Raw genomic sequence first — 24,583 nt, 5'->3', positions numbered from 1 at the left:
CGCTAGTCTGTACTCGCTTCCCGCTGTTGAGATCGCACACGCTTGCTGCGTGCCCCTTGCTGCTCTAAGTCCGTCATCGCCACCTCCCGCAAGCTGGCTTGGACAAAGCTTAAGTGCAGGTTCGCCGCTTTTCGTGCGGCAGCCGGATCCCGGATAGCGATTGCCTTGGCGATCTCCGCATGCTGCGCATCGAGCAGTCCGACATTGTCCTGTTGATGGTAGAGCGCCTCCCGCGAGCGCAGCATGTTCATACGCATGAGGTTGAAGATGCCGCGCGTCACGTGCACCAGCGCGATGTTGTGAGATGCCTCGGCCACTGCCATGTGGAATTCGACATCTCGCTCGGCATCTTCGAATGCATCAAATTCGCCCTTCCGCTTTCGCATGCGCGTCACAAGCCCATTCAGTTTCTTGATGTCCGTATCCGTGGCGCGAAGAGCCGCGAACTGAGCTGCGATGCACTCGATACCGTGGCGTAGTTCCAGGATGTCATCAACCGTTGAGGGGTGGCGCTGAAGCAGGTGCACCAGCGGATCGGTAATGATCGGAGCGGTCACATCAGTCACGCAATAGCCACCCCCGCGACGTGCCTGCAGCAACCCCCTGCTTTCGAGGACGAGCAGCGCCTCGCGCAAAGAGGGACGAGACACGTCCAGTTGCTTGGAAAGATCTCGCTCGGGAGGCAAGTTGTCTCCAGGCTTGAGTTCTCCACTCGCAATCAGCCCCTCGATCTGCTCGGCAATGGTATCGGACAGGCGCGCACGCCTCGGCTGCACGACGGCGCTGAATGATGGGCTCGACGACATGGCGAATTCGTCCTTGGATATCGGTAGTTCAGCGTGCTCCAGGCACGCGGCGGGCGTCGTGGATTGTACGCCCTTGATTGCTGCACTGCGGCGCGCCTGAGTGGTGCAAGCAGCGACCCTTGTGGCTCGATAGATATTAAGGATAGCATTATCAAAATTTCTTGGTCAGACCGGGTAGGCCGGCAGTCCGAGCATACCGGAGGGGGCGCTACCGCAGGAATCATCACTGCAAGGCAGCGAAGCACCGACGGGCAATTCAATCCGAGGAGACAACATGAGCACACAAGAGGATATCGACATCCGTGAAACTGCGGAATGGATCGAAGCGCTCGAGGGGGTCGTTGCAAGTGCCGGCCCTGCGCGCGCCCACTACCTGATCGAGACGCTGATCGCGACGGCGCGCCAGGAAGGGGTGAACATCCCCTACTCGGCCACCACCGAATACATCAACACCATCCCCGCCGAGCAGCAGCCGCCGTATCCGGGCGATCCGGACATGGAGATCAAGCTCCACTCGTACATCCGCTGGAATGCGATGGCGATGGTGGTGCGCGCGAACAAGAACACCAACGTGGGCGGCCACATCGCCTCGTTCGCCTCGGCGGCGGCCTTGTACGACGTGGGCTTCTCGCACTTCTGGCATGCGCCGTCCGAGGCGCACGACGGCGACCTGATCTACTTCCAGGGCCACTCGGTGCCGGGCGTGTATGCGCGCGCCTTCATGCTCGGGCGGCTCACCGAAGAGCAGATGGACCACTACCGCCAGGAGGTGGGCGGCAAGGGCATCTCGTCCTACCCGCACCCTTGGCTGATGCCGGATTTCTGGCAGTTCCCGACCGTGTCGATGGGCCTGGGCCCGCTGTGCGCGATCTACTCGGCGCGCTTCATGAAGTATCTGGCCAGCCGCAACATGATCGACCCTGCGCGCGCCGAGCAGAGGAAGGTGTGGGCCTTCCTCGGTGACGGCGAGACCGACGAGGTCGAGTCGCTCGGCGCGATCGGCATGGCCGGCCGCGAGAAGCTGGACAACCTCGTGTTCGTGATCAACTGCAACCTGCAGCGCCTCGATGGCCCGGTGCGCGGCAACGGCAAGATCATCCAGGAGCTCGAAGCCGGCTTCCGCGGCGCGGGCTGGAACGTCATCAAAGTCATCTGGGGCACGGCCTGGGATGCGCTCTTCGCGCGCGACAAGAAGGGTCTCCTCAAGCAGCGCATGATGGAACTCTGCGACGGCGAGTACCAGACCTTCAAGGCCAAGGACGGCGCCTACGTGCGCGAGCACTTCTTCAACACGCCCGAGCTGCGCGCGCTGGTTGCCGACTGGACCGACGATCAGGTGTGGCAGTTGAACCGCGGCGGCCACGATCTCTTCAAGATCTTCTCCGCCTACAAGGCCGCTTCCGAGCACAAGGGCCAGCCGACGCTGATCCTCGCCAAGACCATCAAGGGCTTCGGCATGGGCCAGGCGGGCGAGGCGATGAACATCAGTCACCAGCAGAAGAAGATGGACGTCGAGGCGATCCGCCGCTTCCGTGACCGCTTCGGCCTGCCGGTGCCCGACGACAAGCTCGAGGAACTGCCCTACCTCAAGTTCGAGGAAGGCTCGCCCGAATACAAGTACATGATGCAGCGCCGCATGGACCTGGGCGGCTTCCTGCCCCAGCGCCGCACCAAGGCCGCGCCGCTGGCCGTGCCCGCGCTCGACGCCTTCGCCGCGCTGCTCAAAGCCTCGGGCGAAGGCCGCGAGCTGTCGACCACGATGGCGGTGGTGCGCATCATGAACACGCTCCTGAAGGACAAGCAGGTCGGCCGCCATGTCGTACCGATCGTGCCCGACGAGAGCCGCACCTTCGGCATGGAAGGCATGTTCCGCCAGTACGGCATCTGGAACCAGGAAGGTCAGAAGTACGTCCCCGAAGACCATGACCAGCTCATGTTCTACAAGGAGAGCCAGACCGGCCAGGTGCTGCAGGAAGGCATCAACGAAGCCGGCGCGATGGCCGACTGGATCGCCGCCGGCACCGCCTACAGCGTGCACGGCGTACAGATGATTCCGTTCTACATCTTCTATTCGATGTTCGGCCTGCAGCGCACGATGGACCTGTGCTGGGCGGCAGCCGACCAGCGCACCCGCGGCTTCCTCATCGGGGGCACCGCCGGACGCACCACGCTCAACGGCGAAGGCCTGCAGCACGAGGACGGCCACAGCCTGGTGCTCGCGAACACCATCCCCAACTGCGTGAGCTACGACCCGACCTTCCAGTACGAGGTCGCGGTGATCGTGCAGGACGGCCTGCGCCGGATGTTCGCCGAGCAGGAGGACGTGTACTACTACCTCACGGTGATGAACGAGAACTACGAACATCCCGAGATGCCGGTGGGCGCCGAGGCCGACATCCTCAAGGGTCTGTACGCCTTCCGCAAGGGCGCCGCGGGCACCGGCCCGCGCGTGCAGCTGATGGGTTCGGGCACGATCTTCCGCGAGGTGATCGCCGCCGCCGACCTGTTGAAGGCCGACTGGGGCGTGGACGCGGACATCTGGGGCGCGCCGAGCTTCAACGAACTCGCCCGCAACGGCCAGGACGTCGAGCGCTGGAACCTGCTGCACCCGATGGAGGAGCCGAGGAAGTCGCACGTTGCCCAGAAGCTGGAAGGCGCGCAAGGCCCCGTCATCGCGGCCACCGACTACATCCGCATGCTTCCCGAGCAGATCCGTCCCTTCATCAAGGGCAGCTATGTGACGCTGGGCACTGACGGCTTCGGTCGTTCGGACACCCGCGAGAACCTGCGCCACTTCTTCGAGGTGGATCGTCACTGGGTGACCCTGGCGGCGCTGAAGGCGCTGGCCGACGACGGCGTGATCGGTCGTGACAAGGTTGCGGCAGCCCTGGTCAAGTACAACCTCGACCCGAACAAGCCCAACCCGATGTCGGTCTGAGCGCGCAAGGAGACTAGAACATGAGCCAACTCATTGAAGTGAAGGTTCCGGACATCGGCGATTTTGACGCCGTGCCGGTGATCGAGCTGTTCGTGAAGGTAGGCGACACGATCGCCGTCGATGATGCGATCGCGACGCTGGAATCCGACAAGGCGACGATGGACGTGCCGTCCTCGCACGCCGGCGTGGTCAAGGAAGTGCTGGTCGGCATCGGCGACAAGGTCAGCGAAGGCAGCGTGCTGATCAAGGTCGAGGCGGCTGGTGCCGCAGCGGCTGCGCCGGCGCCTGCCGTTGCGGCTGCTGCCCCGGCCGCTGCAGCGCCGGCTCCGGCCGCTGCGCCCGCTCCGGCTGCCGCCCCCGCGGCCGCCGGTGGCGTGGTCGAGGTGAAGGTGCCCGACATCGGCGACTTCGACGCGGTGCCGGTGATCGAGCTCTTCGTGAAGGTGGGCGACACGATCAAGGTGGACGACGCCATCGCCACGCTCGAGTCCGACAAGGCGACGATGGACGTGCCGTCCTCGCACGCCGGCGTGGTCAAGGAAGTGCTGGTCAGCATCGGCGACAAGGTCGGCGAAGGCAGCGTGCTGATCAAGGTCGAGACCGCTGGTGGTGCGGCGGTCGCCATACCGGCCGCAGGCGCCGCGCCCGCCCCGGCGGCCGCGGCCGCACCCTCACCGGCCCCCCTGGCCGATGGCGGCCCGGCCGCCAGCGCCCCTGCCTCGATGCCGATTGCATCGGCCGCGGCGCCCTCGGCGGTCAAGGTCGGCGGCAAGGTGCACGCCAGCCCCTCGGTGCGCGCCTTCGCCCGCGAGCTCGGCGTCGATCTGGGCCAGGTCAAGGCCACCGGTCCGAAGGGCCGCATCCTCAAGGAAGACGTCGCCGCCTTCATCAAGGGCGCGATGACGACCGGCGTGGTCCCGGGCAAGGCACCGGCTGCCGCCGCGGGCGCAAGCCTGGGTGGTGGTCTGGATCTGCTGCCGTGGCCGAAGGTCGACTTCGCCAAGTTCGGCGAGGTCGAGGTCAAGCCGCTGTCGCGCATCAAGAAGATCTCCGGCCAGAACCTCGCCCGCAACTGGGTGATGATCCCGGCGGTGACCTACCACGAGGACGCCGACATCACCGACCTGGAAGCCTTCCGGGTGCAGATGAACAAGGAGTACGAGAAGTCGGGCAAGAAGCTGACCATGCTCGCCTTCATCATCAAGGCCTCGGTGCGCGCGCTGCAGGAGTTCCCCGAGTTCAACACCTCGCTCGACGGCGACAACCTGGTCTACAAGAAGTACTTCAACATCGCCTTCGCGGCCGACACCCCGAACGGCCTGGTCGTGCCGGTGGTGAAGGACGCCGACAAGAAGAGCGTGTTCGACATCGCCGCCGAGACCGGTGCGCTGGCCAAGAAGGCGCGCGACGGCAAGCTCGGTCCGGCCGACATGTCGGGCGCCTGCTTCACGATCAGCTCGCTGGGCGGCATCGGTGGCACCTACTTCGCGCCGATCGTCAATGCGCCCGAAGTGGCCATCCTCGGGGTGAACAAGTCGGTGATGAAGCCGGTGTGGGACGGCAAGCAGTTCGTGCCGCGCCTGACGCTGCCGATGTCGCTGACCGCGGACCACCGCGTCATCGACGGCGCGCTGGCCACCCGCTTCAACGTGTACCTCGCGCAACTGCTGGCGGACTTCCGCCGGGTGATGCTCTGACGCAGTGAGGAGCGAGGCGTCGGAGCCAGGTTCAAGCCGGCCCCGACGCCCCCTCTTCCGGAACTCCTCACGAGGTGAAGAAGATGAGTCAAATGATTGAAGTGAAGGTGCCCGACATCGGCGATTTCGATGCGGTGCCGATCATCGAGCTGTTCGTGAAGGTCGGCGACAGCATCAACGTGGACGATGCGATCTGCACGCTCGAATCGGACAAGGCAACGATGGACGTGCCGTCCTCGGCCGCCGGCGTGGTCAGGGAAGTCCTGGTCGGCCTGGGTGACAAGGTCGGCGAAGGCGCGGTCTTGATCAAGATCGAGGCCGCTGGCGCCGCTGCGGGAGCGGCAGCCGCCGCGACTGCGGCGCCTGCCGCCGCGCCGGCGCCGATCGCTGCTGCCGCCGCAGCCCCGACCGCTGCAGCCCACGCCGGCAGCGCCGACGCCGAATACGACATGGTCGTGCTCGGCGCCGGCCCGGGCGGCTACTCCGCGGCCTTCCGCGCTGCCGACCTGGGTCTCAAGACCGCGATCATCGAGCGCTACGCCACCCTCGGTGGCGTGTGCCTGAACGTCGGCTGCATCCCTTCGAAGGCGCTGCTGCACGTCGCGGCGGTGATCGAGGAAGCCGAGCATGTGCATACCGCCGGCATCCAGTTCGCCAAGCCTACGGTCGACGTCGACGCGCTCAGGAAGCACAAGGACGGCGTGATCGGCAAGCTCACCGGCGGCCTCTCCGGCATGGCCAAGGCGCGCAAGGTCGACGTGATCCGCGGCTACGGCCACTTCCTCGACCCGAACCACCTGGAAGTCGAGGAGACCACCGGCACCAGCCAGGACAAGACCGGCGCCAAGAAGGTGGTGAAGTTCAGGCACTGCATCATCGCCGCCGGCAGCGCTGCGGTGCACCTGCCCTTCATCCCGCAGGACCCGCGCATCGTGGATTCCACCGGTGCGCTGGAACTGCGTCAGGTGCCGGCCAAGATGCTGGTGATCGGCGGCGGCATCATCGGCCTGGAGATGGCCACCGTGTATTCGACGCTCGGTGCGCGCATCGACGTGGTCGAGATGCTCGATGGCCTGATGCAGGGTCCGGACCGCGACGCGGTGAAGGTGTGGGAGAAGCAGAACGCCCACCGCTTCGACAACATCATGCTGAAGACCAAGACCGTCGCCGTCGAGGCGAAGGAAGACGGCCTGTGGGTCAAGTTCGAAGGCGACAAGGCGCCTTCTGATCCGGTGCGCTACGACATGATCCTGCAGTCGGCGGGCCGTTCGCCCAACGGCAAGAAGATCGGCGCCGAGAAGGCGGGGGTGATCGTCGGTGAGCGCGGCTTCATCCCGGTGGATGCGCAGATGCGCACCAACGTGCCGCACATCTTCGCGATCGGCGACATCGTCGGCCAGCCCATGCTCGCCCACAAGGCGGTGCATGAGGCGCACGTCGCGGCCGAAGTCGCGGCGGGGCACAAGGCGGCGTTCGACGCCACCGTGATCCCGGGCGTCGCCTATACCCATCCGGAAGTGGCCTGGGTCGGCTACACCGAGGCGCAGGCCAAGGCCGAAGGCAAGAAGGTCGAGACCGCCAAGTTCCCGTGGGCGGCGTCCGGCCGCGCCATCGCCAACGGCGCCGACTACGGCTTCACCAAGCTGATCTTCGACGCCGAAACGCACCGCGTGATCGGCGGCACCATCGTCGGCCCCTCGGCCGGTGACATGATCGGCGAGGTCTGCCTGGCGATCGAGATGGGCGCCGACGCGGTCGACATCGGCAAGACCATCCACCCGCACCCGACCCTGGGCGAGACGGTGGGCATGGCCGCCGAAGTGGCGCACGGCAGCTGCACCGACCTGCCGCCGATGCGCAAGAAGTAAGGCTTCGCCCCCCAACCCCAACCCTGACCCCAGCCCCAACCCTGACCGCCCCCCCGATACCAGGCAGGCATCTGCCACTCATAACAAGGGGAGCTAAGGTCAGGTTGTCATTCAACGAGATAGGAAACGGACCATGGAAGACGTTGTTATCGTTGGTGCCGCGCGCACTGCTGTTGGCAAGTTCGGAGGTGCCCTCGCAAAAGTCGCTGCACCTGATCTGGGTGCCACCGTCATCAAGGCCTTGCTGGAACGCGTCGGCATCAGTGGAGACATGGTCGACGAGGTCATCCTCGGCCAGGTACTGACCGCCGGCGGCGGCCAAAACCCGGCGCGTCAGGCGGTGATCAAGTCCGGCCTGCCGATCGGCGTGCCGGCTTTCGTTGTCGGCAAGGTCTGCGGCTCGGGCCTCAAGGCCACCCATCTGGCCGCGCAGGCCATCCGTTGCGGCGATGCGGACATCGTCATCGCCGGCGGCCAGGAGAACATGAGCGCTTCGCCGCATGTGGTGATGGGCTCGCGCGATGGCCAGCGCATGGGCGACTGGAAGATGGTCGACACGATGATCAACGACGGCCTGTGGGATGCCTACAACCACTACCACATGGGCACCACTGCCGAAAACGTTGCCAAAAAATACGGCATCTCGCGAGAGGAGCAGGATGCCTTCGCCGCTGCATCCCAGCAGAAGGCCGAGGCCGCGCAAAAGGCCGGCCGCTTCAAGGACGAGATCGTCCCTGTGGAGATCGTCAGCCGCAAGGGCAAGGTGGTGTTCGACACCGACGAATTCATCAAGCACGGCACGACGGCCGAATCGCTCGCCGGCCTCAAGCCCGCGTTCGAAAAGGCAGGGTCGGTGACGGCCGGCAACGCCTCGGGGATCAACGACGCCGCTGCCGCGGTGCTGATGATGTCCGCGAGCAAGGCGAAGGCGCTCGGCCTCCAGCCGCTCGCCCGCATCGCCGCCTACGCCTCCGCCGGCCTCGAACCCACGATCATGGGCATGGGCCCGGTGCCCGCCTCGAAGCTGTGCCTGCACAAGGCCGGCTGGACGGCCGACCAGCTCGACCTCATGGAGATCAACGAAGCCTTCGCGGCGCAGGCCTGCGCGGTAAACAAGGAAATGGGCTGGGACACCAGCAAGATCAACGTCAATGGCGGCGCGATCGCGATCGGGCACCCGATCGGCGCATCCGGATGCCGCGTGCTGGTCACGCTGATCCACGAAATGATTCGGCGCGATGCACGCCGTGGCCTCGCCTCGCTCTGCATCGGCGGCGGAATGGGCGTCGCACTTGCCATCGAACGCTGAATCCAATCCTGAACGACGCGACTGAGGAGACGAACATGAGCAATGCACGTGTGGTGCTGGTTACGGGTGGCATGGGTGGCCTGGGTGAGGTCATCTCCACCAAGATGTCCGCGGCAGGTTACCGGGTAGCCGTTACGTATTCGCCCGGAAATACGAAACATGCGGAGTGGGTCGCCGACATGAAGGCAAGGGGGCACGACATTCTCGCTGTGCCTTGCGACGTCGCCGATCTCGAATCATGTACCAAGGCCGTGGCCGAGGTGCGGGAGAAGGTCGGCGAGGTCGATGTGCTGGTTAACAACGCGGGTATCACGCGCGACATGACCTTCAAGAAGATGGACAAGGTCAACTGGGACGCGGTGCTGCGTACCAACCTCGACAGCCTGTTCAACATGAGCAAGCAGGTGGTCGACGGCATGACCGAGCGCGGCTGGGGCCGCGTCATCAACGTGTCCTCGGTCAATGGCAGCAAGGGTGCGTTTGGGCAGACCAACTACTCGGCAGCCAAGTCCGGCGTGCATGGTTTCACCAAGGCGCTGGCGCTCGAGGTGGCGAAGAAGAACGTCACGGTCAACACCATCTCCCCCGGCTATATCGGAACGAAGATGGTCATGGCCATCCCGAAGGAGGTGCTGGACAGCAAGATCCTGCCGCAGATTCCACTGGGGCGCCTCGGCAAACCGGAGGAAGTGGCGGGTCTGATCATCTATCTGGCATCCGAGGAAGCCGCCTTCGTCACCGGCGCCAACATCGCCATCAACGGTGGCCAGCACATGCAGTGATGTATGTGGGCCTGGGCTCCGCCAGCACACACGCCAACGTCTGCGAATGCGATTGACGATGGCGTCTGTCGGAGCCCATTGGGCTTGCTCGACGTGAACGCACGCACTGCTTCGCCAAAATAAGCAAAACAGGGGGAACCCGATGCACACACCCATGGCTCATGGAACCACGCTTTGTGGAACCCGTGTGGCGCCCACGTTCGCGAGAGAGCCGATACCGAAAGCTCGAAGCCGCGGGCTGCGCGGCGAGGCGTGCCGCTCGGCGCAGCCGCGCCTGCAAGGTCAATCGATTGAGGAGTCGAAGCCATGAATTTGCTGATCGGAGTTCCAAAGGAAACCTTCGCTGGTGAAAAACGCGTGGCGACCGTTCCCGAGGTCGTGGTGAAGCTCGTCAAGCTGGGTTTCGCCGTCGCGGTCGAAAGCAGCGCCGGAGAAGCGGCCCACTTTTCCGACGACGACTATCGCGCTGCTGGCGCCGAGGTGCTGCCCAACGCGACCGATTTGTGGGCGCGGGCTGACATCGTATTCAAGGTGCGCCCACCGACGCTGGAAGAAGTGGGCCTGATGCGCGAAGGCGCAACCCTGATCGGCTTCGTGTGGCCGGCGCAGAATCCCGAGCTGATGGAGCGGCTCGCGGCCAAGCGGGCCACGGTGCTGGCCATCGATGCGCTGCCGCGCCAGCTGTCGCGTGCGCAGAAGATGGACGCGCTGACCTCGATGGCCGGCATCAGCGGCTACCGCGCCGTGATCGAGGCGGCCAATGCGTTCGGCCGCTTCTTCAACGGCCAGGTCACCGCCGCGGGCAAGATCCCGCCGGCCAAGGTGTTCATCGCCGGCGCGGGCGTGGCGGGTCTGGCCGCCATCGGCACCGCCGCCAACCTGGGCGCCATCGTCCGTGCCAACGATACGCGCGCCGAGGTCGCCGACCAGGTGGTGTCGCTCGGCGGCGAGTTCGTCAAGGTCGACTACGAAGAAGAAGGCTCCGGTGGCGGCGGCTATGCAAAGGTGATGAGCGAGGGTTTCCAGCAGGCCCAGCGCGCGATGTACGCGCAGCAGGCCAAGGACGCCGACATCATCATCACCACCGCGCTGATTCCGGGCAAGCCGGCACCCAAGCTCATCACCGCCGAGATGGTGACGAGCATGAAGCCCGGCAGCGTGATCGTCGACATGGCGGCCGAGCAGGGAGGCAACTGCGAACTCACCGTGCCCGGCGAGGCCGTGGTCCGCCATGGCGTCACCATCATCGGCTACACCGACCTGGTCAGCCGCCTGGCCAAGCAGTCATCCACCCTTTACTCGAACAACCTCCTGCGCCTGACCGAGGAGCTGTGCAAGACCAAGGACGGCGTGATCAACGTCAACATGGAGGACGATGCTCTCCGTGGCCTGACCGTCATCAAGGACGGCACCGTCACCTGGCCGGCGCCACCGCTCAAGCTGGCGGCGCCGCCCCCGAAACCGGCCGCCCCGCCGGTCGCCGCGCCCAAGGGCCACGGCCATGGCGCCGGCGCGCCGATGTCGGTCAAGTCGCTGGCCACCGTGTTCGGCGTCGGTGCGCTGTTGTTCCTGCTCGTCGGGCTGTACGCGCCCGCGAGCTTCCTGTCGCACTTCACGGTGTTCGTGCTGGCCTGCTTCGTCGGCTACATGGTGGTGTGGAACGTCACGCCGTCGCTGCACACGCCGCTGATGAGCGTGACCAATGCGATCTCGTCGATCATCGCGATCGGTGCGCTGGTGCAGGTGGCGCCGCCGCTGGCCGACAGCGTGACCGACCGACCCGACGGGCTGATCCTGTTCCTGGCCTTCTTCGCGCTCGCGCTGACGGCCGTCAATATGTTCGGCGGCTTCGCGGTCACGCGTCGCATGCTGGCGATGTTCCGCAAATAAGGGGACGACAATGACCTCAAGCATGGCCACCGTCTCATACATCGGCGCCACCATCCTCTTCATCCTCAGCCTCGGCGGCCTCGCTCACCCGGAGACCGCACGCCGCGGCAACCTGTTCGGCATGATCGGCATGGCGCTCGCGGTCATCGCGACCGTGTTCGGTCCGCAGGTCAGCGCGGGCGGCCTCCCCTGGATCATCATCGCGCTTCTCATCGGCGCCGGCGTCGGCCTGTACGCCGCCAAGAAGGTGCAGATGACGCAGATGCCCGAGCTCGTCGCGCTGATGCACAGCCTGGTGGGCCTGGCCGCCTGCCTGGTCGGCTTCGCCAGCTACATCGACACCTCCACCGTGTTCCCCACCGCCGCCGAGAAGACCATCCACGAGGTGGAGATCTACATCGGCATCTTCATCGGTGCGGTCACGTTCTCGGGTTCGCTGATCGCCTTCGGCAAGCTCTCCGGCAAGATCGGCGGCAAGCCGCTGCTGCTGCCGGCGCGCCACATCCTCAACCTGGTCGGCCTCGTGCTGGTGATCCTGCTCGGCAACTGGTTCCTGAACACGCACTCCACCGGCGTCGGCATGACGCTGCTGCTGCTGATGACCGTGATCGCGCTCGCCTTCGGGGTGCACATGGTGATGGCGATCGGCGGCGCAGACATGCCGGTGGTGGTGTCGATGCTCAACAGCTACTCGGGCTGGGCCGCCGCGGCGACCGGCTTCATGCTCAGCAACGACCTGCTCATCGTGGTGGGCGCCCTGGTCGGCTCTTCGGGTGCGATCCTGTCCTACATCATGTGCCGGGCGATGAACCGCAACTTCCTCAGCGTCATCGCAGGCGGTTTCGGTACCGGCGGTGGCGCGCCCTCGGCAGCGGCGGGCGGCGCGGAACCGGCAGGCGAGGTCTCGCCGATCAGCGCGGTGGAGACCGCCGAGCTGCTGCGCGACGCCAGGAACGTCGTCATCGTTCCGGGTTACGGCATGGCGGTTGCGCAGGCCCAGCATGTGGTGTGCGAGATCGTCAAGATCCTGCGCGACAAGGGCGTGACCGTGCGCTTCGCCATCCATCCGGTGGCAGGCCGCATGCCCGGGCACATGAACGTGCTGCTGGCCGAAGCGAAGGTGCCCTACGACATCGTGCTCGAGATGGACGAGATCAACGAAGACTTCCCGGACACCGACGTGGCGATCGTGATCGGTGCCAACGACATCGTGAACCCCGCGGCCCAGGAGGATCCGGCCAGCCCGATCGCCGGCATGCCGGTGCTGGAAGTCTGGAAGGCGAAGACCTCCATCGTCATGAAGCGGAGCATGGCGTCGGGCTACGCCGGCGTCGACAACCCGCTCTTCTACAAGGAGAACAACCGGATGCTCTTCGGCGACGCGCGGAAGATGCTCGACGAGGTGCTGGGCGCGCTGAACGCCTGACACCGACCCGACAACGCTCGGACGGATTTTTTCAAAGGATCGATCCATGACCACGCCTCAAAGCACTTCAGCTCCACCGAGTTCCCCTCGGGTCGGGCTGTTCGTCACCTGCCTTGTCGATGCGATGCGTCCGAGCGTCGGCTTCGCGGCGCTCAAGCTGTTGCGTGACGCGGGCTGCCGGGTCGAGGTGCCCGAAGCGCAGACCTGCTGCGGACAGCCGGCCTTCAACAGCGGCGACACGGCCGACACCGCCGTGCTCGCCCGCCGTTTCATCGAGACCTTCGAGGGCTACGACTACGTCGTCGGCCCTTCGGGCTCGTGCGTCGGCATGACCCGCGCGCACTACCCCGAGGCGCTCGCCGACGACCCCGCGTGGGCCGAGCGCGCGCGTCGCCTCGGCGAGCGCACCTACGAGCTGATGAGCTTTCTCGTGGACGTGATGCACTTCACCCCCGGCGACGTGAAGCTCGACGCGAGCTTCACCTACCACGACAGCTGCTCCGGGCTGCGCGAGCTCGGCGTCTTCGCCCAGCCGCGCACCCTGCTCGACAAGGTCTCCGGGCTCACGCTCAAGCCGCTCGAGGGCAATGATGTGTGCTGTGGCTTCGGCGGCACCTTCTGCGTCAAGTACTCGTCGATCTCGAACGCCGTGGTCACCGAGAAGACGGCTGCGATCGAGCGCAGCGGCGCCCAGCTGCTGCTCGGTGGCGACCTCGGCTGCCTGATGAACATGTCGGGCAAGCTCAAGCGCCAGGGCTCGAAGGTGCGCGCCTTCCATGCCGCCGAGATTCTGGCCGGCATGGGCAAGGGCCCGGCAATCGGCGAGGAGGACTGAGCCATGCAGGAAGCCCCCGTATCGTTCAAGCTGCGCGCCGACCGCGCGCTCGCGGATCCGACGCTGAAGATCGCGATCGACCGCACCACCGGCACCGCAGAGCGCAAGCGCGCGGTGGCGATGACGCAGTTCCCGCAATTCGAGGCTGCACGCGAGCGTGGCAAGCGCATCAAGAACCACGTCATCGCCAACCTCGATCACTACCTGCTCGAATTCGAGCGCAACGCCATCGCCTCGGGCGCCAAGGTGCACTGGGCGAGCACCGCCGAAGAGGCCTCGCAGATCGTCGTCGCGCTGTGCAAGCAGGCGAACGCGAAGCGGGTGACGCGGGTGAAGTCGATGCTCGGCGAAGAGATCGGCCTGCCCCATGCGCTGGACGAGGCCGGGATCGAGCGTGTCGAGACCGACCTCGCCGAGCACATCGTGCAGCTGGGCGGCGACCGGCCCTCGCATATCGTGTGGCCGTCGATGCACCGCACGCGCGAGCAGGTCTCCGAGATGTTCAAGCGCGCACACCGCGTGCCACACCAGGAAGAGACCATCGAGGCGATGGTCGCCAGCGCACGGCGCGAGCTCCGCGACAAGTTCCTGTCGGCCGACGTCTCGATCTCGGGCGCAAACTTCCTCATCGCGGACACCGGCGCCACGTGCACCGTGACCAACGAGGGCAATGCCGAGCTGACCACCACGCCGCCGCGCGTGCACATCGTCACCGCCGGCATCGAGAAGCTGGTCCCCAGCACCGAGCATGCCTTCCTGATGCTGCGCCTGCTGGTGCGCTCGGCGACCGGGGCGGACGTCACCCAATACACCACCTTCCACTGCGGCCCGAAGCAGGCGGGCGACCGGGACGGCCCGGAAGAATTCCACATCGTGCTGGTCGACAACGGCCGCACCCGCATGCTCGCCGACCCGGCACTCAAGGAAATGCTGCGCTGCCTGCGCTGCGGCGCCTGCATGAACCACTGTGTCGTGTTCCGCCAGCTCGGCGGCCACGTCTATGGCGGCACCTACCCCGGCCCGATGGGCGCGGTGCTGACGCCGGTGTTCGATGGGCTGGAACAATCCCGCGATCTTGCACACGCGTGCACGATGAACGGCAAGTGTCAGGAAGTCTGTCCGGTGGCGATCCCGATCCCCACGCTGCTGCGGGGCTGGCGCGACCGCTCCTGGCGCGAGGGCCTGGAGCCCGCCGCGGCCCGCTTCGGCCTGGGCATCCATACTTTCGTCGCATCGCGCCCCCGCCTGTACCGGCTGGGCACGGCAATCGCGATCAAGGTCATGCGCCTGTTCAGCCGCGGCGGCCTCGTGCGTGGCATGCCCGGCCTGGGTGCCTGGACCAAGTATCGTGAATTCCCCGCGCCGGCAAAACGCAGCTTCATGGCGATGTACAAGGACTCGGAGGGCAAACGATGAGCGCACGCGAAACAATCCTCAACGCGGTGCGGGCCGGGCTCGACAGCCGCAAGGTCGATGCCGAAGCCGCGCGCCGCGAAGCCGACGCCCTGCTCCAGGACCTCGACGCGATCCGCCCGAAGCTGCCCGCGGGCGCGCTCGTGGACGCATTCATCGCGCGCGTCACCAGCCCCAAGGTCGCCGCCACCGCAGAACGCATCAAGGACATCACCGAGCTCCCGGCCGCGGTCCGGCGCTACCTCGATGCGCACGATCTGCCGCCGCATGTGGCCCTGCAGCCGGCCGCGGTGCTCGAGGACCTGGACTGGGTTGCGCTGGAGACACGTGACGGGGTGAAGCCGGACGACGTCGTCGGCATCGGCATCGCGCGCTGGGGCATCGCCGAGACGGGCTCGCTCGTCTTTCACTCCGGCCCCGAAACGCCGATTCTGGCCAACTTCCTCCCGCTCCATCACATCGTCATGGTGCGCGAGCGCAGCATCCTCGCCTTCCTGGACGACTATGCCGTGGCCGTGGCCGGGCAGCGCCCGCCGCGCAACGTCAACCTCATCACCGGCGCCAGCGGCACCACCGACATCGAGGGCAGCCTCGTCCTCGGCGCGCACGGCCCCGCGCATCTGCATGTGGTCATCGTCGAGAACGACATCCACGGCGACATCGACGCCGACAAGAGCACCCCGGGCGCATCGTCCTGAGATGCGCAATCACCGAGCCTGCGTAGCCCCTCGCTGAAACCCGCGTCCCCCTCCGGGGCGCGCCGCTGCACCTTTACAAAGTCGTCCATCCACGAGACGACAAAACCACAAACGCGGCGACCCGATCGGCCCGATCGGGTGCGCCGTCCAGAGGAGACATATCGTGAACCAGACCTTGTTGTCCCTGCTTGCCTTCGTGCCATTGATCCTGGCGGCAATCCTGCTCGTCGGCTTCAACTGGCCTGCCCGGCGCGCGATGCCGGCGGTGTATGTCAGCGCTGCCGTGATCGGACTGACGGCGTGGGAGATGACCTTCAACCGGGTCCTCGCCTCCACCCTCCAGGGCCTGATCCTCACCGGCGCCATCCTGTGGATCATCTTCGGCGCCATCCTGCTGCTCAACACCCTGAAGCACTCGGGCGCGATCACCGCCATCCGCGGCGGGTTCTCGGGCATCAGCACCGACCGCCGCGTCCAGACGATCATCGTGGCCTGGCTCTTCGGCTGCTTCATCGAGGGGGCGTCGGGTTTCGGAACGCCCGCCGCAGTGGCGGCGCCGCTGCTGGTCGCGCTCGGCTACCCGGCGCTCGCCGCGGTGGTCATGGGCATGATGATCCAGTCCACCCCGGTGTCGTTCGGCGCCGTCGGCACGCCGATCGTGGTCGGTGTCGCCGGTGGCCTGGACAAGGCGGGCATCACCACCCAGCTCGTCGAAAACGGCTCGAACTGGGAGGTCTTCTTCCGCCTCATCACCTCCGAAGTCGCGCTCACGCACGCCACCGTCGGCATCCTCATGCCGCTGTTCATGTGCGCGATGCTCACCCGCTTCTTCGGCAAGAACAAATCCTGGGCCGAAGGCCTGGCGATCGCACCCTTCGCCATCTTCGCAGGCATCGCCTTCGTGGTGCCCTACGCCGCTGCGGGGGTCTTCCTCGGGCCCGAGTTCCCGTCGATGATCGGCGCACTGGTTGGCCTGCTGCTGGTGGTGCCGGCGGCCAAGGCAGGCTTCCTGGTGCCCAGGCAGAACTGGGACTTCGCCGACGCCAAGGACTGGCCAGCGAACTGGATGGGCAACATCCAGATCAAGCTCGACAGCCTCACCGCACGCCCGCCGATGTCGATCACGATGGCCTGGCTGCCCTACGTGCTGCTGGCCGGCCTGCTGGTCCTGTCGCGCGTCAATGCCGACGTGAAGGCCTTCTTCAGCAACAACCTTGTGCTCGGCTGGACCAACCTGCTGGGCGAGACCGGCGTCTCCGGCAGCATCCAGTTCCTGTACCTGCCGGGCGGCATCATGGTCCTGGTCGTGCTCGCCACCTTCCTGCTGCACCGCATGAAGTTCTCCGAGCTGACCGCGGCCGTCGGCGAGTCGTCGCGCACCCTGCTCGGCGCCGGCTTCGTGCTCATCTTCACCATCCCGATGGTGCGGATCCTCATCAACTCGGGCGTCAACATGGGTGACCTGCCCTCGATGCCGCGCGCCATGGCGCAGCTGGTGGCGACGAGCGTGGGCGACATCTACCCCTTCTTCTCCTCGTGGGTCGGCGCGCTCGGCGCGTTCATCGCCGGCTCGAACACCGTGTCCAACCTGATGCTGGCCCAGTTCCAGTTCGACACCGCGCAGCTGATCAACGTCTCCGGTGCGATGCTGGTGGCCTCGCAGGCGGTCGGCGCCGCCGCCGGCAACATGATCGCGATCCACAACGTGGTCGCCGCCTCGGCGACGGTGGGCCTGCTCGGCCGCGAAGGCGAGACGCTGCGCATGACCATCATCCCGACGATCTACTACCTGGTCATGACCGGCATCATCACCATGGTCGCGATCCACCTGCTGGGTGTGACCGACGCGTTGATGTAAGCTGCAGACGAACAAAACCCCGCCGGGCCGCGTGATTTCAACGCGGGCCCGGCGGGGTTTTTCGTTTTCAGTTCCGGATCGCTTCGAGCGACACAGTGATCGTCACCTCGTCGCCCACGTTGGGCGCGTACTTGCCGGCGTTGAACTCGCTGCGCTTGATGACCGTGCTCGCGTTGGCACCGATCGCGTCCTTCTGCAGCATCGGGTGCGGCATGGTCGCGAAGTGGTTCACCTGCAGCGTCACCGGCCTGGTCACCCCCTTGATGGTGAGCTCGCCGTCGATCGTCACCGGCGCATCGCCCTCGAAAGCCACCTTGGTCGACTTGAAGGTCGCGGTCGGGTACCTGGCGGTGTCGAGGAAGTCCTCGCCCTGGATGTGCTCGTCGAAGGTGCCGTAACCGGTACTCACCGAAGTCATGTCGATGGTGATGTCGACCGCGCCGGTCTTCGCCGCCTTGTCCAGCGTGACGGTGCCGGTGGTCTTGTCGAACTTCGAGATCTGGGTCGACATGCCGAAGTGGCTGTACGAGAAGCTCGGGAAGGTGTGGGTGGGGTCGATGGCGTAGGTCTCGGGCGCGGCAAACGCGGACGAGGCCGCAGCGGCAGAGACGATGAGGGCGGCGTTGAGCTTGACGAGACGGTTCATGGTTTGTCCTCTGTGGGTCGGGGTGGTGAGCAAGGCTCGTGCTTGGTGGATGGGCCGCGGCTTACTTCGCCACGGCGGTGATGCGGAATCGGATCACGACGTCGTTGGCGACGATGTCGAAGGAGTTGTGTGCGTCAAGTTGTGCAAAAGGGTTGATCAGGTATTCGGTTGATTCCGGGTTGCCGTGGTCGGCGCGCAGGGCGTAGCCCGGAGCGCCGACCACGGCGGCGGCCGTCAGGCGGCCAGTCTCAACAGCTCCTTCTTCTGCTCGGCCAGCAGTGCCATGTTCAGGTAACGGTTGTCCTCGAGCCACGTCTCGTGGGTTTCGACGCACAGCGCCCGAATCAGCCGCAGACACGACTCGGTGTTCGGGAAGATCCTCACCACGCGCGTGCGCCGCTTGATCTCCTCGTTGAGGCGCTCGAGCATGTTGGTGCTCTTCAAGTGCTTGTGGTGCGCCCGGGGCAGCCGGTAGAAGCTCAAGGTTTCGCCGATGTTGCTCTCGGCCCAGTCGACGAGCTTCGGGTACTTGCCCTGCCACTTGGTGATCCACGCCGCCAGATCGCGGTTGGCTTCCTGCAAGTCGCGCCGGTCGTAGATCCAGCGCAGCTCCTGCAGACAGTCGTCGTCGGCCTTCCTGGGCAGGTAATCGAGCGCGTTGCGCAGGAAATGCACATAGCAGCGCTGCCATGCCGCTTCGCACAACACCTCGCTGATCGCCTTCTTCAGGCCCGCGTGGTCGTCCGAGACCACGAACTCCACGCCGGTGAGCCCACGCTCCTTGAGCCGCAGCAGGAAGTCCTTCCAACTGCTCAGGCTCTCCCGGTTTGCCGTCTCGACCGCCAGCACCTGACGCTGCCCCTCCCAGTTGATGCCAATGGCGATCTGCACCGCCATCGAGCGGATCACACCGTCCTCGCGCACCTTCTCGTAGCGCGCATCCAGAATCACGTACGGATACGCCTCTTCCAGTTGCCGGCTGGCAAAGCGCTCGAGCGCCTCGTCCAGGCTCTTGTTGATCGCCGAGATGGCCGAGGCCGAGAAGCTGTGCCCGCACAGCTCTTCGGTGATCGCCTTGACCTTGCGGGTCGAGACACCCTGCACGTACATCTCGGCCAACGCCGCCACCAGCGCCTTCTCGCTGCGCGCATAGCGCTCAAACAGTGCCGTCGAGAATTCGCCGCTGCGGTCGCGCGGCACCCGCAGTTCCAGCTTGCCGATCCGCGTCACCAGCCCCCGGTGGTAGTAACCCGCCCGGTAACCGCTGCGCGTCTCGCTGCGCTCGCTCGGCGCCGCGCCGAGAAACTCCGTCATCTCGCCTTCGAGCACCTCCTGCAGCGCTTCCTTCATCAGCGACTTCATCAGGTCACGGTCGCCAGACACCCACTCTTTCGCCGACAACGACACCGTATTACTCTTGCTCGTGGTCATGGTTTGCCCTCCTCAGGGATCAAGGTCGATCTGCACAATCAACCTCTTACCATGACCACCCTTCTCTGCAAGCCCGTTCGGGCTTTTGCACACTGATCAGAACACTACCCCCCGAGACGGCCGCGATCGCCCTGGGGGCAGGGCTCCTACACGGGAGGCGCCGCTCGCAGGCACTGTAGGAGCGCACCCCTGTGCGCGATCGCGGCGGTTGTGCTCGCGATGACGGCGGTGTCGCGCTTTTGTCGCCACGCGCGGTCCGTGGCGTGTAGATTCGGCCTTCGCGCTCCACCTGCTCCCGCTGCCGATGCTCCCCTTGCCCTATCTCGCCGCCTATCCGCCCCAGCTGCTGGCACAGGTACGCGGCCTGATCGAGCGCGGCGAGCTCGGCGCCTGGCTCGCCCGCCGCCACCCGGAAGGCCATGCGGTGCAGTCCGATCGCGCGCTCTATGCCTACGTCGCCGAGCTGCGCCAGCGCCACCTGCGCAACAGCGCGCCGCTGTCCAAGGTGATGTACGACGCCAGCCTGCATCCGGTGCATGGCGCGCTCGGCACCAACGCCTTCGTCAGCCGGGTCCAGGGCAGCCGCCTCAAGCGCAGCAACGAGCTGCGCATCGCCGCGCTCTTCCGCCAGGCGCCGGCGGCCTTCCTGCGCATGATCGTGGTGCACGAGCTCGCGCACCTCAAGGTGAAGGCCCATGACAAGGCCTTCTACCAGCTGTGCTGCCACATGGAGCCGGACTACCACCAGCTCGAGTTCGACGCCCGCGTCTGGCTGACCTGGCGCGAACTCGAAGCGGGCGGTGCGCCCGCGCGCTAGGCGGAGGGCGCGAAGGCCGACACGTCGCCGGGCTTGCGCAGCATCTTGTCGACCTCGGCCTGGTGCAGCTCCTCGGCCTGGATCATCTGGCGCGCGTACTCCTCGAGCGCGACCGAGCGGCCCTCGACCGCCGCCAGCAGCTCGCGGTAGAGCGCCAGCGTCTCGCGCTCGGTCTGCAGCGACTCGCGCAGCATGGTGCCGACGTCGTGCTGGTGCGAATCGAGCAGCGGGCCGATGCCGAGCGAGGGATAGGCGCCGAGCGTGGTGATCCACTCGCCGGCCTGGCGCGCGTGCAGTAGCGACTCGTCGGCCTGCGCCTGCAGCCAGGACACGATCGGGATGCGTCCGAAGCCGAACACCAGGAAGGAATAGTGGGTATAGCGCACCACGCCGGCCAGTTCCGCCTCGAGGATGCGGTTGAGGATGTCGATCGTCGTCTTCTTGTCGAGCGCCTGCATGTCGTTCTCCTTGTGGTCCGCCGTCTCCATCGGGATCGCGGCCGTCACGCCGAAGCGGGCTGCGAGCGGCCGCCCTCCAATTTAGCCGACATGTGAGCGTCGTGCCGCTGCCGGGCGCGGCAAGCCGCGCGTCGGCCAGCGTTGTGCGCGTGCTCGCGCTCATTAGAATGAGCTCCTCACCCCACCCAACCCGACCTTTCGACGAGAACGCCATGTCACGAACCGCTCCCCTCCTGGCCAGCCTCGCCCTGGCCGCAGCGCTCGCCCTGCTCGCCCCCGTCGCCGCGTCCGCGCAGAGCAGCGCCGCCCAGATCCTGGAGCAGGCGCGCGGCCAGGCACGCGAAATCGAGGAGTTGCGCAAGATCCTCAACGGGCCCGACCAGAACATGCGCCTCGCGACCTTCGACGGGATGGTAAAGAGCGGCGACGAGGCCATGAAGCTGATCGCCCTCGAGGCCGGTCTCGCCAGCGCCGACAGCGTGATGCGGGCGATGGCCTTCAAGGCGGTGGTGATGGGGCTGGATGCGCTGCACCTCACCCTGCAGCCCGACCCCTCCGCCCCGAAGCCGGTGCAGGAGGCCTCGGCCGCCTTCATCCTCAAGCGCGGCAGCGGCCTCGTCGTGCCGATGGATGCACGCGGCAAGAACCCCGAGGCCGGCAGCTTCCGCACTGGGAACTGGGAGGGGCAGGTGAGCGGGCTCGAGCTGATGTTCGGCTATGGCCGCAGCGTGAGCGGAACGATGACGCTGCAGGACGACAACGCGCTCGCCGGCGTGGTGCGGGCCGAGAGCGGCACCACTCAGTTCCTCGCCAGCGCGCGCCTGCGCTAAGGACCGCGGACGCTGCTCAGTCCTCGCCGAGCCGCACGCGGCCGAGGCTGATGACATGGCCGCCGCCGGCGGTGCCGCTGAAGCTCAGGCGCAGCAGGCGGGCGCGCACCGGGGCGAAGGCGATCCCGGCGCGGCCGTCGTCAAAGCGCAGCGCGGTCGCGGTCAGCGCGCGCCAGGCGCGCGCTTCGCCGCTCACATTGATGAAGACTTCGACCCGCGCCGGCAGCTCGGCCGGGTCGGCGACACCGCGCGCCTCGAGCCGCAGGCGGTCGAGCACGACCGGCGTGTCGCCGAGCTGCAGGTCGATGCTCGCCGGCCATCGCTCGACCGCGCTGCGCCAGGCAGGCGCCTCGTCCTCGGCGACCAGGTTCGCGGCGCGCTCGGCCTCGCTGTGCGGCAGCGACGACCACGCCACCACCCGTGCGGGTTGACCGGGCGGGCGCGCGCCGCCGGCCGTCGCGCTCGGCACGGCGGGGGGTGCGGCGAACAGGTGGGCGTCGACCCGCGCCATCAGCGCGTCCATCCGCATCACCGTGCCGATGCCCGAGCGCGCATGGACCGAGAGCAGCATGCCGGCGGCGACGCCGTCGATCATCAGCAGGCTGCCCGACAAGCCCTTGCGGATCGGGTTGTCGGGATGAGTCGGCTGCACCCGCAGCAGGCCGGCGTCGTCGTCGTCAACGATGGTCACCGCGAGCTGGGCGACGGTGCCGTCGCCGTTGATCGAGCGCAGGCTGGCGAGCCGTCCCTGCTGCAGCAGGCGTCCGAGCTCGCGGCGCACGGCGAGCGCGCCGACGCCGCAGTCGGTGGCGATGCCGCCGTCGATGCGGGCGACCGCGATGTCCTCGCCCAGGTCGGCGCTCGCCCGCGTCTCGCCCAGCAGCCCCGCCCGGCCCTCGCGCCGCAGCGCCGGGCGACCGGCTTCGGCGACCACATGTTGCGGCAGGATGGCGAGGCAGTCGCCGGCGTGATGCGCGAGGAAAGCCTGGCCCACCTCGAGCGCTGCGGCGTCCGGGCTCAGTACCACCGCCTGCTGGGCATGGCTGGCGGGCACGCCAAGCAGTGCGAGCACGCCGGCCGTGCCCAGCGCGGCACGCAGCCAAAGGCGCGTCATGAACCGTCCTCCCGACGCGGCTTGCCCGCCAGTGCGTCGCGCATCCGCGCCCAAGCCTGTCTCAGGGGCGGGATCGCCAGTTCGCGACCGCTGCCGAGCGCACCGAGCCCTGCGACCAGCGCGGCGAGAAGGGCAGTGGCGATGGTCAGGCGGCTGTCGTGCGTCAGCACGGCCCAGACCCCGGGGCGAAAGTCGTAGCCGCTGTCGCCGAAGCGCTCTATGCGCAGGCTGTCGGCGCGCCCGAACGCGACCACCTCGAGCGCCGGCGCCTCTTCGCCGAGGCGCCGATCGAAGCGCAGGAAGCCTTTCGGCGGGAAAACGCTCGCGGCGTCCGTGCCGCCGCTGCCGCCGAGGCGGACCTGGTCGCCCGGCAGCAGTTGCACTTCCTCGATCAGGCTGCGCCTGGCCGCAGCTTCCTCGCTGCTGGTGAATACGCTCAGCGTGCCCGAGCGCAGCATCGCGGCGTCGGACCAGGTGACGTCGCGACCGACGCGCACCTGGTCGGCGACGAAGGGGAGGACGAGGTCGCGCGGCCGCTCGCCGCCCGTCCAGATCAGGTTGAGCGCGTTGCCGAGCGCGATCGCGGGCGTGTCGAGGGCGGGCCGCAGCGTCCCCAGGGTGCCACCCGGGGCGGTACGCAGCGACAACTGCAGGCCGTCGTCCTCGCGAAGCTCGAGGCGCGCTTCGATCGGCGTGGCAAGGGTGCCGCTGCGGCCGCCGAGCACGATCACCTGCTCCGCGCCTTCCGCGGCGGGCAAGGCGAAGGCCTGCCAGCGCGCGCTGCCGCAGGGCGAATCGGTGGCGGGCACACGCGGCAGCGCCGACAGATCCTGCGTGGCGCACAGCGTCGCGCCCTCGATGCGCCAGCTGGTCTCCAGCGCCTGTGGCAGCTCCAGTGCCGCCACCGCGCTGCGGGCGTGGATGCTGAAATACCAGCCGGCCGGCGACAGCCAGGCCAGGCAAAGAAGGACGAGCAAGGCGATCACCGCCAGCGGCACGATGGCGACGGCGAGCGACAGTAGCAATTTCCAAAGCGCGGCCCCGGTGGCGGCGGCGCGCTGCAGCCCGGCGAGGGCGGGCGGGGCGTCCATCAGTCGCCCGCGAACAGCGGCAGCGCCAGCCTCACCACCGGCATCGCCCGTCCGTAGCGTTCACGCTCGATGACGAGCTCGCGCCGCTCGCTGCCCTGCGGCCAGGGGATGTCGCACCAGTGGTCGAAGCTGGTTCGGCGGCCGGTGGTGATCGCCGTGCAGCTGCCCTCGGTGACGGGTGAGCCGGTGCGGAAGAAGACGTCGGTGGCGCCGAAGGAGTTGATCAGCAGCCGGATCGTGGTCGGTGGCTGTGGCGCAGCGGCGTCGGCCAGGAGGTAGGCGCGGTCGTCGCCCTGCTCGCAGCTGCCGGCGGTGATCAGCACCGCGAGGTCCTCGCTGCCGTAGTCGGCCAGGCGTGCCGCCCGGGTGGTCGCATAGGGCAGGCGCACGGTCGCGCCCTCGCTGTCGGGCGGCAGCCGAAAGCTGTTGCGCGAGTAATACACGCCGTCGCGCGACAGCACGGTCAGGCAGACCTGGCCGTCGTCCGGCAGCGGGCGGGGCGAGAGCTGCAGCTTCGCCAGCGCGCGGCCGCCGCCGGCACGGCGGGTGGCGACGCCGACCACGACGGAGCCGCTCACCGCGACGTCGGCGCGCTCGGTCTCGAACAGCCGCTCACCCACCAGCTCGGCGACCAGCGGTTCGGCGGCGTGCGCGCTGGCGGCGCACAGCGCGAGCA

21 protein-coding genes are annotated in these 24,583 nt (G+C 67.1%); 13 read left to right on the top strand and 8 right to left on the bottom strand.

Annotated elements, in window-relative coordinates:
- Positions 1-2: 2 nt before the first annotated feature.
- The gene (locus tag BB334_RS16235; RefSeq protein ID WP_068809551.1) at positions 3-806 is read right to left on the bottom strand and encodes a FadR/GntR family transcriptional regulator; all 804 of its coding nucleotides are present in this window, start codon (positions 804-806) and stop codon (positions 3-5) included.
- A 274-nt stretch (positions 807-1,080) separates the two neighbouring features.
- Between BB334_RS16235 and aceE the strand changes: the two genes are divergently transcribed.
- The 11 genes from aceE (at position 1,081) to BB334_RS16180 (ending at position 17,520) form a co-directional block, all read left to right on the top strand.
- A complete protein-coding gene (gene aceE / locus BB334_RS16230; protein ID WP_068809550.1) occupies positions 1,081-3,744 on the top strand; it encodes a pyruvate dehydrogenase (acetyl-transferring), homodimeric type in 2,664 nt (887 codons plus the stop codon).
- A gap of 20 nt (positions 3,745-3,764) precedes the next feature.
- Entirely contained in the window at positions 3,765-5,441 is a 1,677-nt protein-coding gene (gene aceF, locus BB334_RS16225) for a dihydrolipoyllysine-residue acetyltransferase (protein WP_068809549.1), read from the top strand.
- An 83-nt stretch (positions 5,442-5,524) separates the two neighbouring features.
- Positions 5,525-7,309, top strand: coding sequence for a dihydrolipoyl dehydrogenase (lpdA, locus tag BB334_RS16220; RefSeq protein WP_068809691.1), 1,785 nt, complete (start codon positions 5,525-5,527; stop codon positions 7,307-7,309).
- Between the two features lie 133 nt (positions 7,310-7,442).
- On the top strand, positions 7,443-8,618 hold the full coding sequence (locus BB334_RS16215) for an acetyl-CoA C-acetyltransferase (protein ID WP_068809548.1): 1,176 nt from the start codon (positions 7,443-7,445) through the stop codon (positions 8,616-8,618).
- A 35-nt stretch (positions 8,619-8,653) separates the two neighbouring features.
- Positions 8,654-9,400, top strand: a complete 747-nt coding sequence (gene phbB, locus BB334_RS16210) for an acetoacetyl-CoA reductase (protein WP_051174623.1) — start codon at positions 8,654-8,656, stop codon at positions 9,398-9,400.
- A gap of 306 nt (positions 9,401-9,706) precedes the next feature.
- Positions 9,707-11,290 carry a Re/Si-specific NAD(P)(+) transhydrogenase subunit alpha gene (locus tag BB334_RS16205; protein WP_068809547.1) on the top strand — a complete coding sequence of 528 codons (1,584 nt, stop codon included), beginning with the start codon at positions 9,707-9,709 and terminating at the stop codon, positions 11,288-11,290.
- Between the two features lie 22 nt (positions 11,291-11,312).
- A complete protein-coding gene (gene pntB, locus BB334_RS16200) occupies positions 11,313-12,716 on the top strand; it encodes a Re/Si-specific NAD(P)(+) transhydrogenase subunit beta (RefSeq protein WP_269798997.1) in 1,404 nt (467 codons plus the stop codon).
- A 46-nt stretch (positions 12,717-12,762) separates the two neighbouring features.
- Positions 12,763-13,551, top strand: a complete 789-nt coding sequence (locus BB334_RS16195; protein ID WP_068809546.1) for a (Fe-S)-binding protein — start codon at positions 12,763-12,765, stop codon at positions 13,549-13,551.
- 3 nt (positions 13,552-13,554) lie between these two features.
- Positions 13,555-14,967: a LutB/LldF family L-lactate oxidation iron-sulfur protein gene (locus BB334_RS16190; RefSeq protein WP_068809545.1), complete on the top strand. Its 1,413-nt coding sequence runs from the start codon at positions 13,555-13,557 to the stop codon at positions 14,965-14,967.
- Positions 14,964-15,662, top strand: a complete 699-nt coding sequence (locus tag BB334_RS16185; protein WP_068809544.1) for a LutC/YkgG family protein — start codon at positions 14,964-14,966, stop codon at positions 15,660-15,662. Before BB334_RS16190 ends, BB334_RS16185 begins: the two co-directional genes overlap by 4 nt.
- Positions 15,663-15,825: 163 nt before the next feature.
- Positions 15,826-17,520: an L-lactate permease gene (locus tag BB334_RS16180; protein WP_068809543.1), complete on the top strand. Its 1,695-nt coding sequence runs from the start codon at positions 15,826-15,828 to the stop codon at positions 17,518-17,520.
- A 67-nt stretch (positions 17,521-17,587) separates the two neighbouring features.
- Here the strand turns inward: BB334_RS16180 and BB334_RS16175 are convergent, their stop codons facing one another.
- The 3 genes from BB334_RS16175 to BB334_RS16170 form a co-directional block, all read right to left on the bottom strand.
- Positions 17,588-18,166 carry a YceI family protein gene (locus BB334_RS16175; protein WP_068809542.1) on the bottom strand — a complete coding sequence of 193 codons (579 nt, stop codon included), beginning with the start codon at positions 18,164-18,166 and terminating at the stop codon, positions 17,588-17,590.
- A gap of 61 nt (positions 18,167-18,227) precedes the next feature.
- Entirely contained in the window at positions 18,228-18,389 is a 162-nt protein-coding gene (locus BB334_RS18270) for a hypothetical protein (protein ID WP_158014426.1), read from the bottom strand.
- Positions 18,390-18,400: 11 nt separating this feature from the next.
- On the bottom strand, positions 18,401-19,597 hold the full coding sequence (locus BB334_RS16170; RefSeq protein ID WP_068809541.1) for an IS256 family transposase: 1,197 nt from the start codon (positions 19,595-19,597) through the stop codon (positions 18,401-18,403).
- A gap of 304 nt (positions 19,598-19,901) precedes the next feature.
- Between BB334_RS16170 and BB334_RS16165 the strand changes: the two genes are divergently transcribed.
- Positions 19,902-20,414 (top strand): YgjP-like metallopeptidase domain-containing protein, encoded by a 513-nt coding sequence (locus tag BB334_RS16165; RefSeq protein WP_068809540.1) that lies wholly within the window; start codon positions 19,902-19,904, stop codon positions 20,412-20,414.
- Here the strand turns inward: BB334_RS16165 and BB334_RS16160 are convergent.
- Positions 20,411-20,920, bottom strand: coding sequence for a ferritin-like domain-containing protein (locus tag BB334_RS16160; protein ID WP_232756764.1), 510 nt, complete (start codon positions 20,918-20,920; stop codon positions 20,411-20,413). The two genes, BB334_RS16165 and BB334_RS16160, sit on opposite strands and share 4 nt — an antisense overlap.
- 164 nt (positions 20,921-21,084) lie before the next feature.
- Between BB334_RS16160 and BB334_RS16155 the strand changes: the two genes are divergently transcribed.
- Positions 21,085-21,702 carry a hypothetical protein gene (locus BB334_RS16155; protein WP_068809539.1) on the top strand — a complete coding sequence of 206 codons (618 nt, stop codon included), beginning with the start codon at positions 21,085-21,087 and terminating at the stop codon, positions 21,700-21,702.
- Positions 21,703-21,718: 16 nt separating this feature from the next.
- On the opposite strand, the gene BB334_RS16150 is transcribed toward BB334_RS16155, so the two are convergent.
- From BB334_RS16150 to BB334_RS16140, 3 genes are all read right to left on the bottom strand, one after another.
- Positions 21,719-22,816, bottom strand: coding sequence for a hypothetical protein (locus tag BB334_RS16150; protein WP_068809538.1), 1,098 nt, complete (start codon positions 22,814-22,816; stop codon positions 21,719-21,721).
- Positions 22,813-23,907, bottom strand: coding sequence for a hypothetical protein (locus BB334_RS16145; protein WP_068809537.1), 1,095 nt, complete (start codon positions 23,905-23,907; stop codon positions 22,813-22,815). Before BB334_RS16145 ends, BB334_RS16150 begins: the two co-directional genes overlap by 4 nt.
- A partial coding sequence (locus tag BB334_RS16140) for a hypothetical protein (protein WP_198531279.1) occupies positions 23,907-24,583 on the bottom strand: 677 nt, incomplete at its 5' end. The genes BB334_RS16140 and BB334_RS16145, both read right to left, overlap by 1 nt.

Origin of the sequence: Thauera phenolivorans, from assembly GCF_001696715.1 — a bacterium.
Lineage (GTDB): Bacteria > Pseudomonadota > Gammaproteobacteria > Burkholderiales > Rhodocyclaceae > Thauera > Thauera phenolivorans.
The sequence above is the reverse complement of the archived record's forward strand: the minus strand, read 5'-3'. Positions and strand labels throughout refer to the sequence as shown.

What these genes read in the sequence shown, in the direction of transcription:
- BB334_RS16165 (WP_068809540.1), top strand. Translation starts at nt 19,902, where the DNA reads ATGCTCCCCTTGCCCTATCTCGCCGCCTATCCGCCCCAGCTGCTGGCA.
- BB334_RS16205 (WP_068809547.1), top strand. Translation starts at nt 9,707, where the DNA reads ATGAATTTGCTGATCGGAGTTCCAAAGGAAACCTTCGCTGGTGAAAAA.
- BB334_RS16185 (WP_068809544.1), top strand. Translation starts at nt 14,964, where the DNA reads ATGAGCGCACGCGAAACAATCCTCAACGCGGTGCGGGCCGGGCTCGAC.
- BB334_RS16150 (WP_068809538.1), bottom strand. Translation starts at nt 22,816, where the DNA reads ATGACGCGCCTTTGGCTGCGTGCCGCGCTGGGCACGGCCGGCGTGCTC.
- lpdA (WP_068809691.1), top strand. Translation starts at nt 5,525, where the DNA reads ATGAGTCAAATGATTGAAGTGAAGGTGCCCGACATCGGCGATTTCGAT.
- aceE (WP_068809550.1), top strand. Translation starts at nt 1,081, where the DNA reads ATGAGCACACAAGAGGATATCGACATCCGTGAAACTGCGGAATGGATC.
- BB334_RS16155 (WP_068809539.1), top strand. Translation starts at nt 21,085, where the DNA reads ATGTCACGAACCGCTCCCCTCCTGGCCAGCCTCGCCCTGGCCGCAGCG.
- BB334_RS16170 (WP_068809541.1), bottom strand. Translation starts at nt 19,597, where the DNA reads ATGACCACGAGCAAGAGTAATACGGTGTCGTTGTCGGCGAAAGAGTGG.
- BB334_RS16175 (WP_068809542.1), bottom strand. Translation starts at nt 18,166, where the DNA reads ATGAACCGTCTCGTCAAGCTCAACGCCGCCCTCATCGTCTCTGCCGCT.
- BB334_RS16215 (WP_068809548.1), top strand. Translation starts at nt 7,443, where the DNA reads ATGGAAGACGTTGTTATCGTTGGTGCCGCGCGCACTGCTGTTGGCAAG.
- phbB (WP_051174623.1), top strand. Translation starts at nt 8,654, where the DNA reads ATGAGCAATGCACGTGTGGTGCTGGTTACGGGTGGCATGGGTGGCCTG.
- BB334_RS16190 (WP_068809545.1), top strand. Translation starts at nt 13,555, where the DNA reads ATGCAGGAAGCCCCCGTATCGTTCAAGCTGCGCGCCGACCGCGCGCTC.
- pntB (WP_269798997.1), top strand. Translation starts at nt 11,313, where the DNA reads ATGGCCACCGTCTCATACATCGGCGCCACCATCCTCTTCATCCTCAGC.
- BB334_RS16195 (WP_068809546.1), top strand. Translation starts at nt 12,763, where the DNA reads ATGACCACGCCTCAAAGCACTTCAGCTCCACCGAGTTCCCCTCGGGTC.
- BB334_RS16145 (WP_068809537.1), bottom strand. Translation starts at nt 23,907, where the DNA reads ATGGACGCCCCGCCCGCCCTCGCCGGGCTGCAGCGCGCCGCCGCCACC.
- aceF (WP_068809549.1), top strand. Translation starts at nt 3,765, where the DNA reads ATGAGCCAACTCATTGAAGTGAAGGTTCCGGACATCGGCGATTTTGAC.
- BB334_RS16235 (WP_068809551.1), bottom strand. Translation starts at nt 806, where the DNA reads ATGTCGTCGAGCCCATCATTCAGCGCCGTCGTGCAGCCGAGGCGTGCG.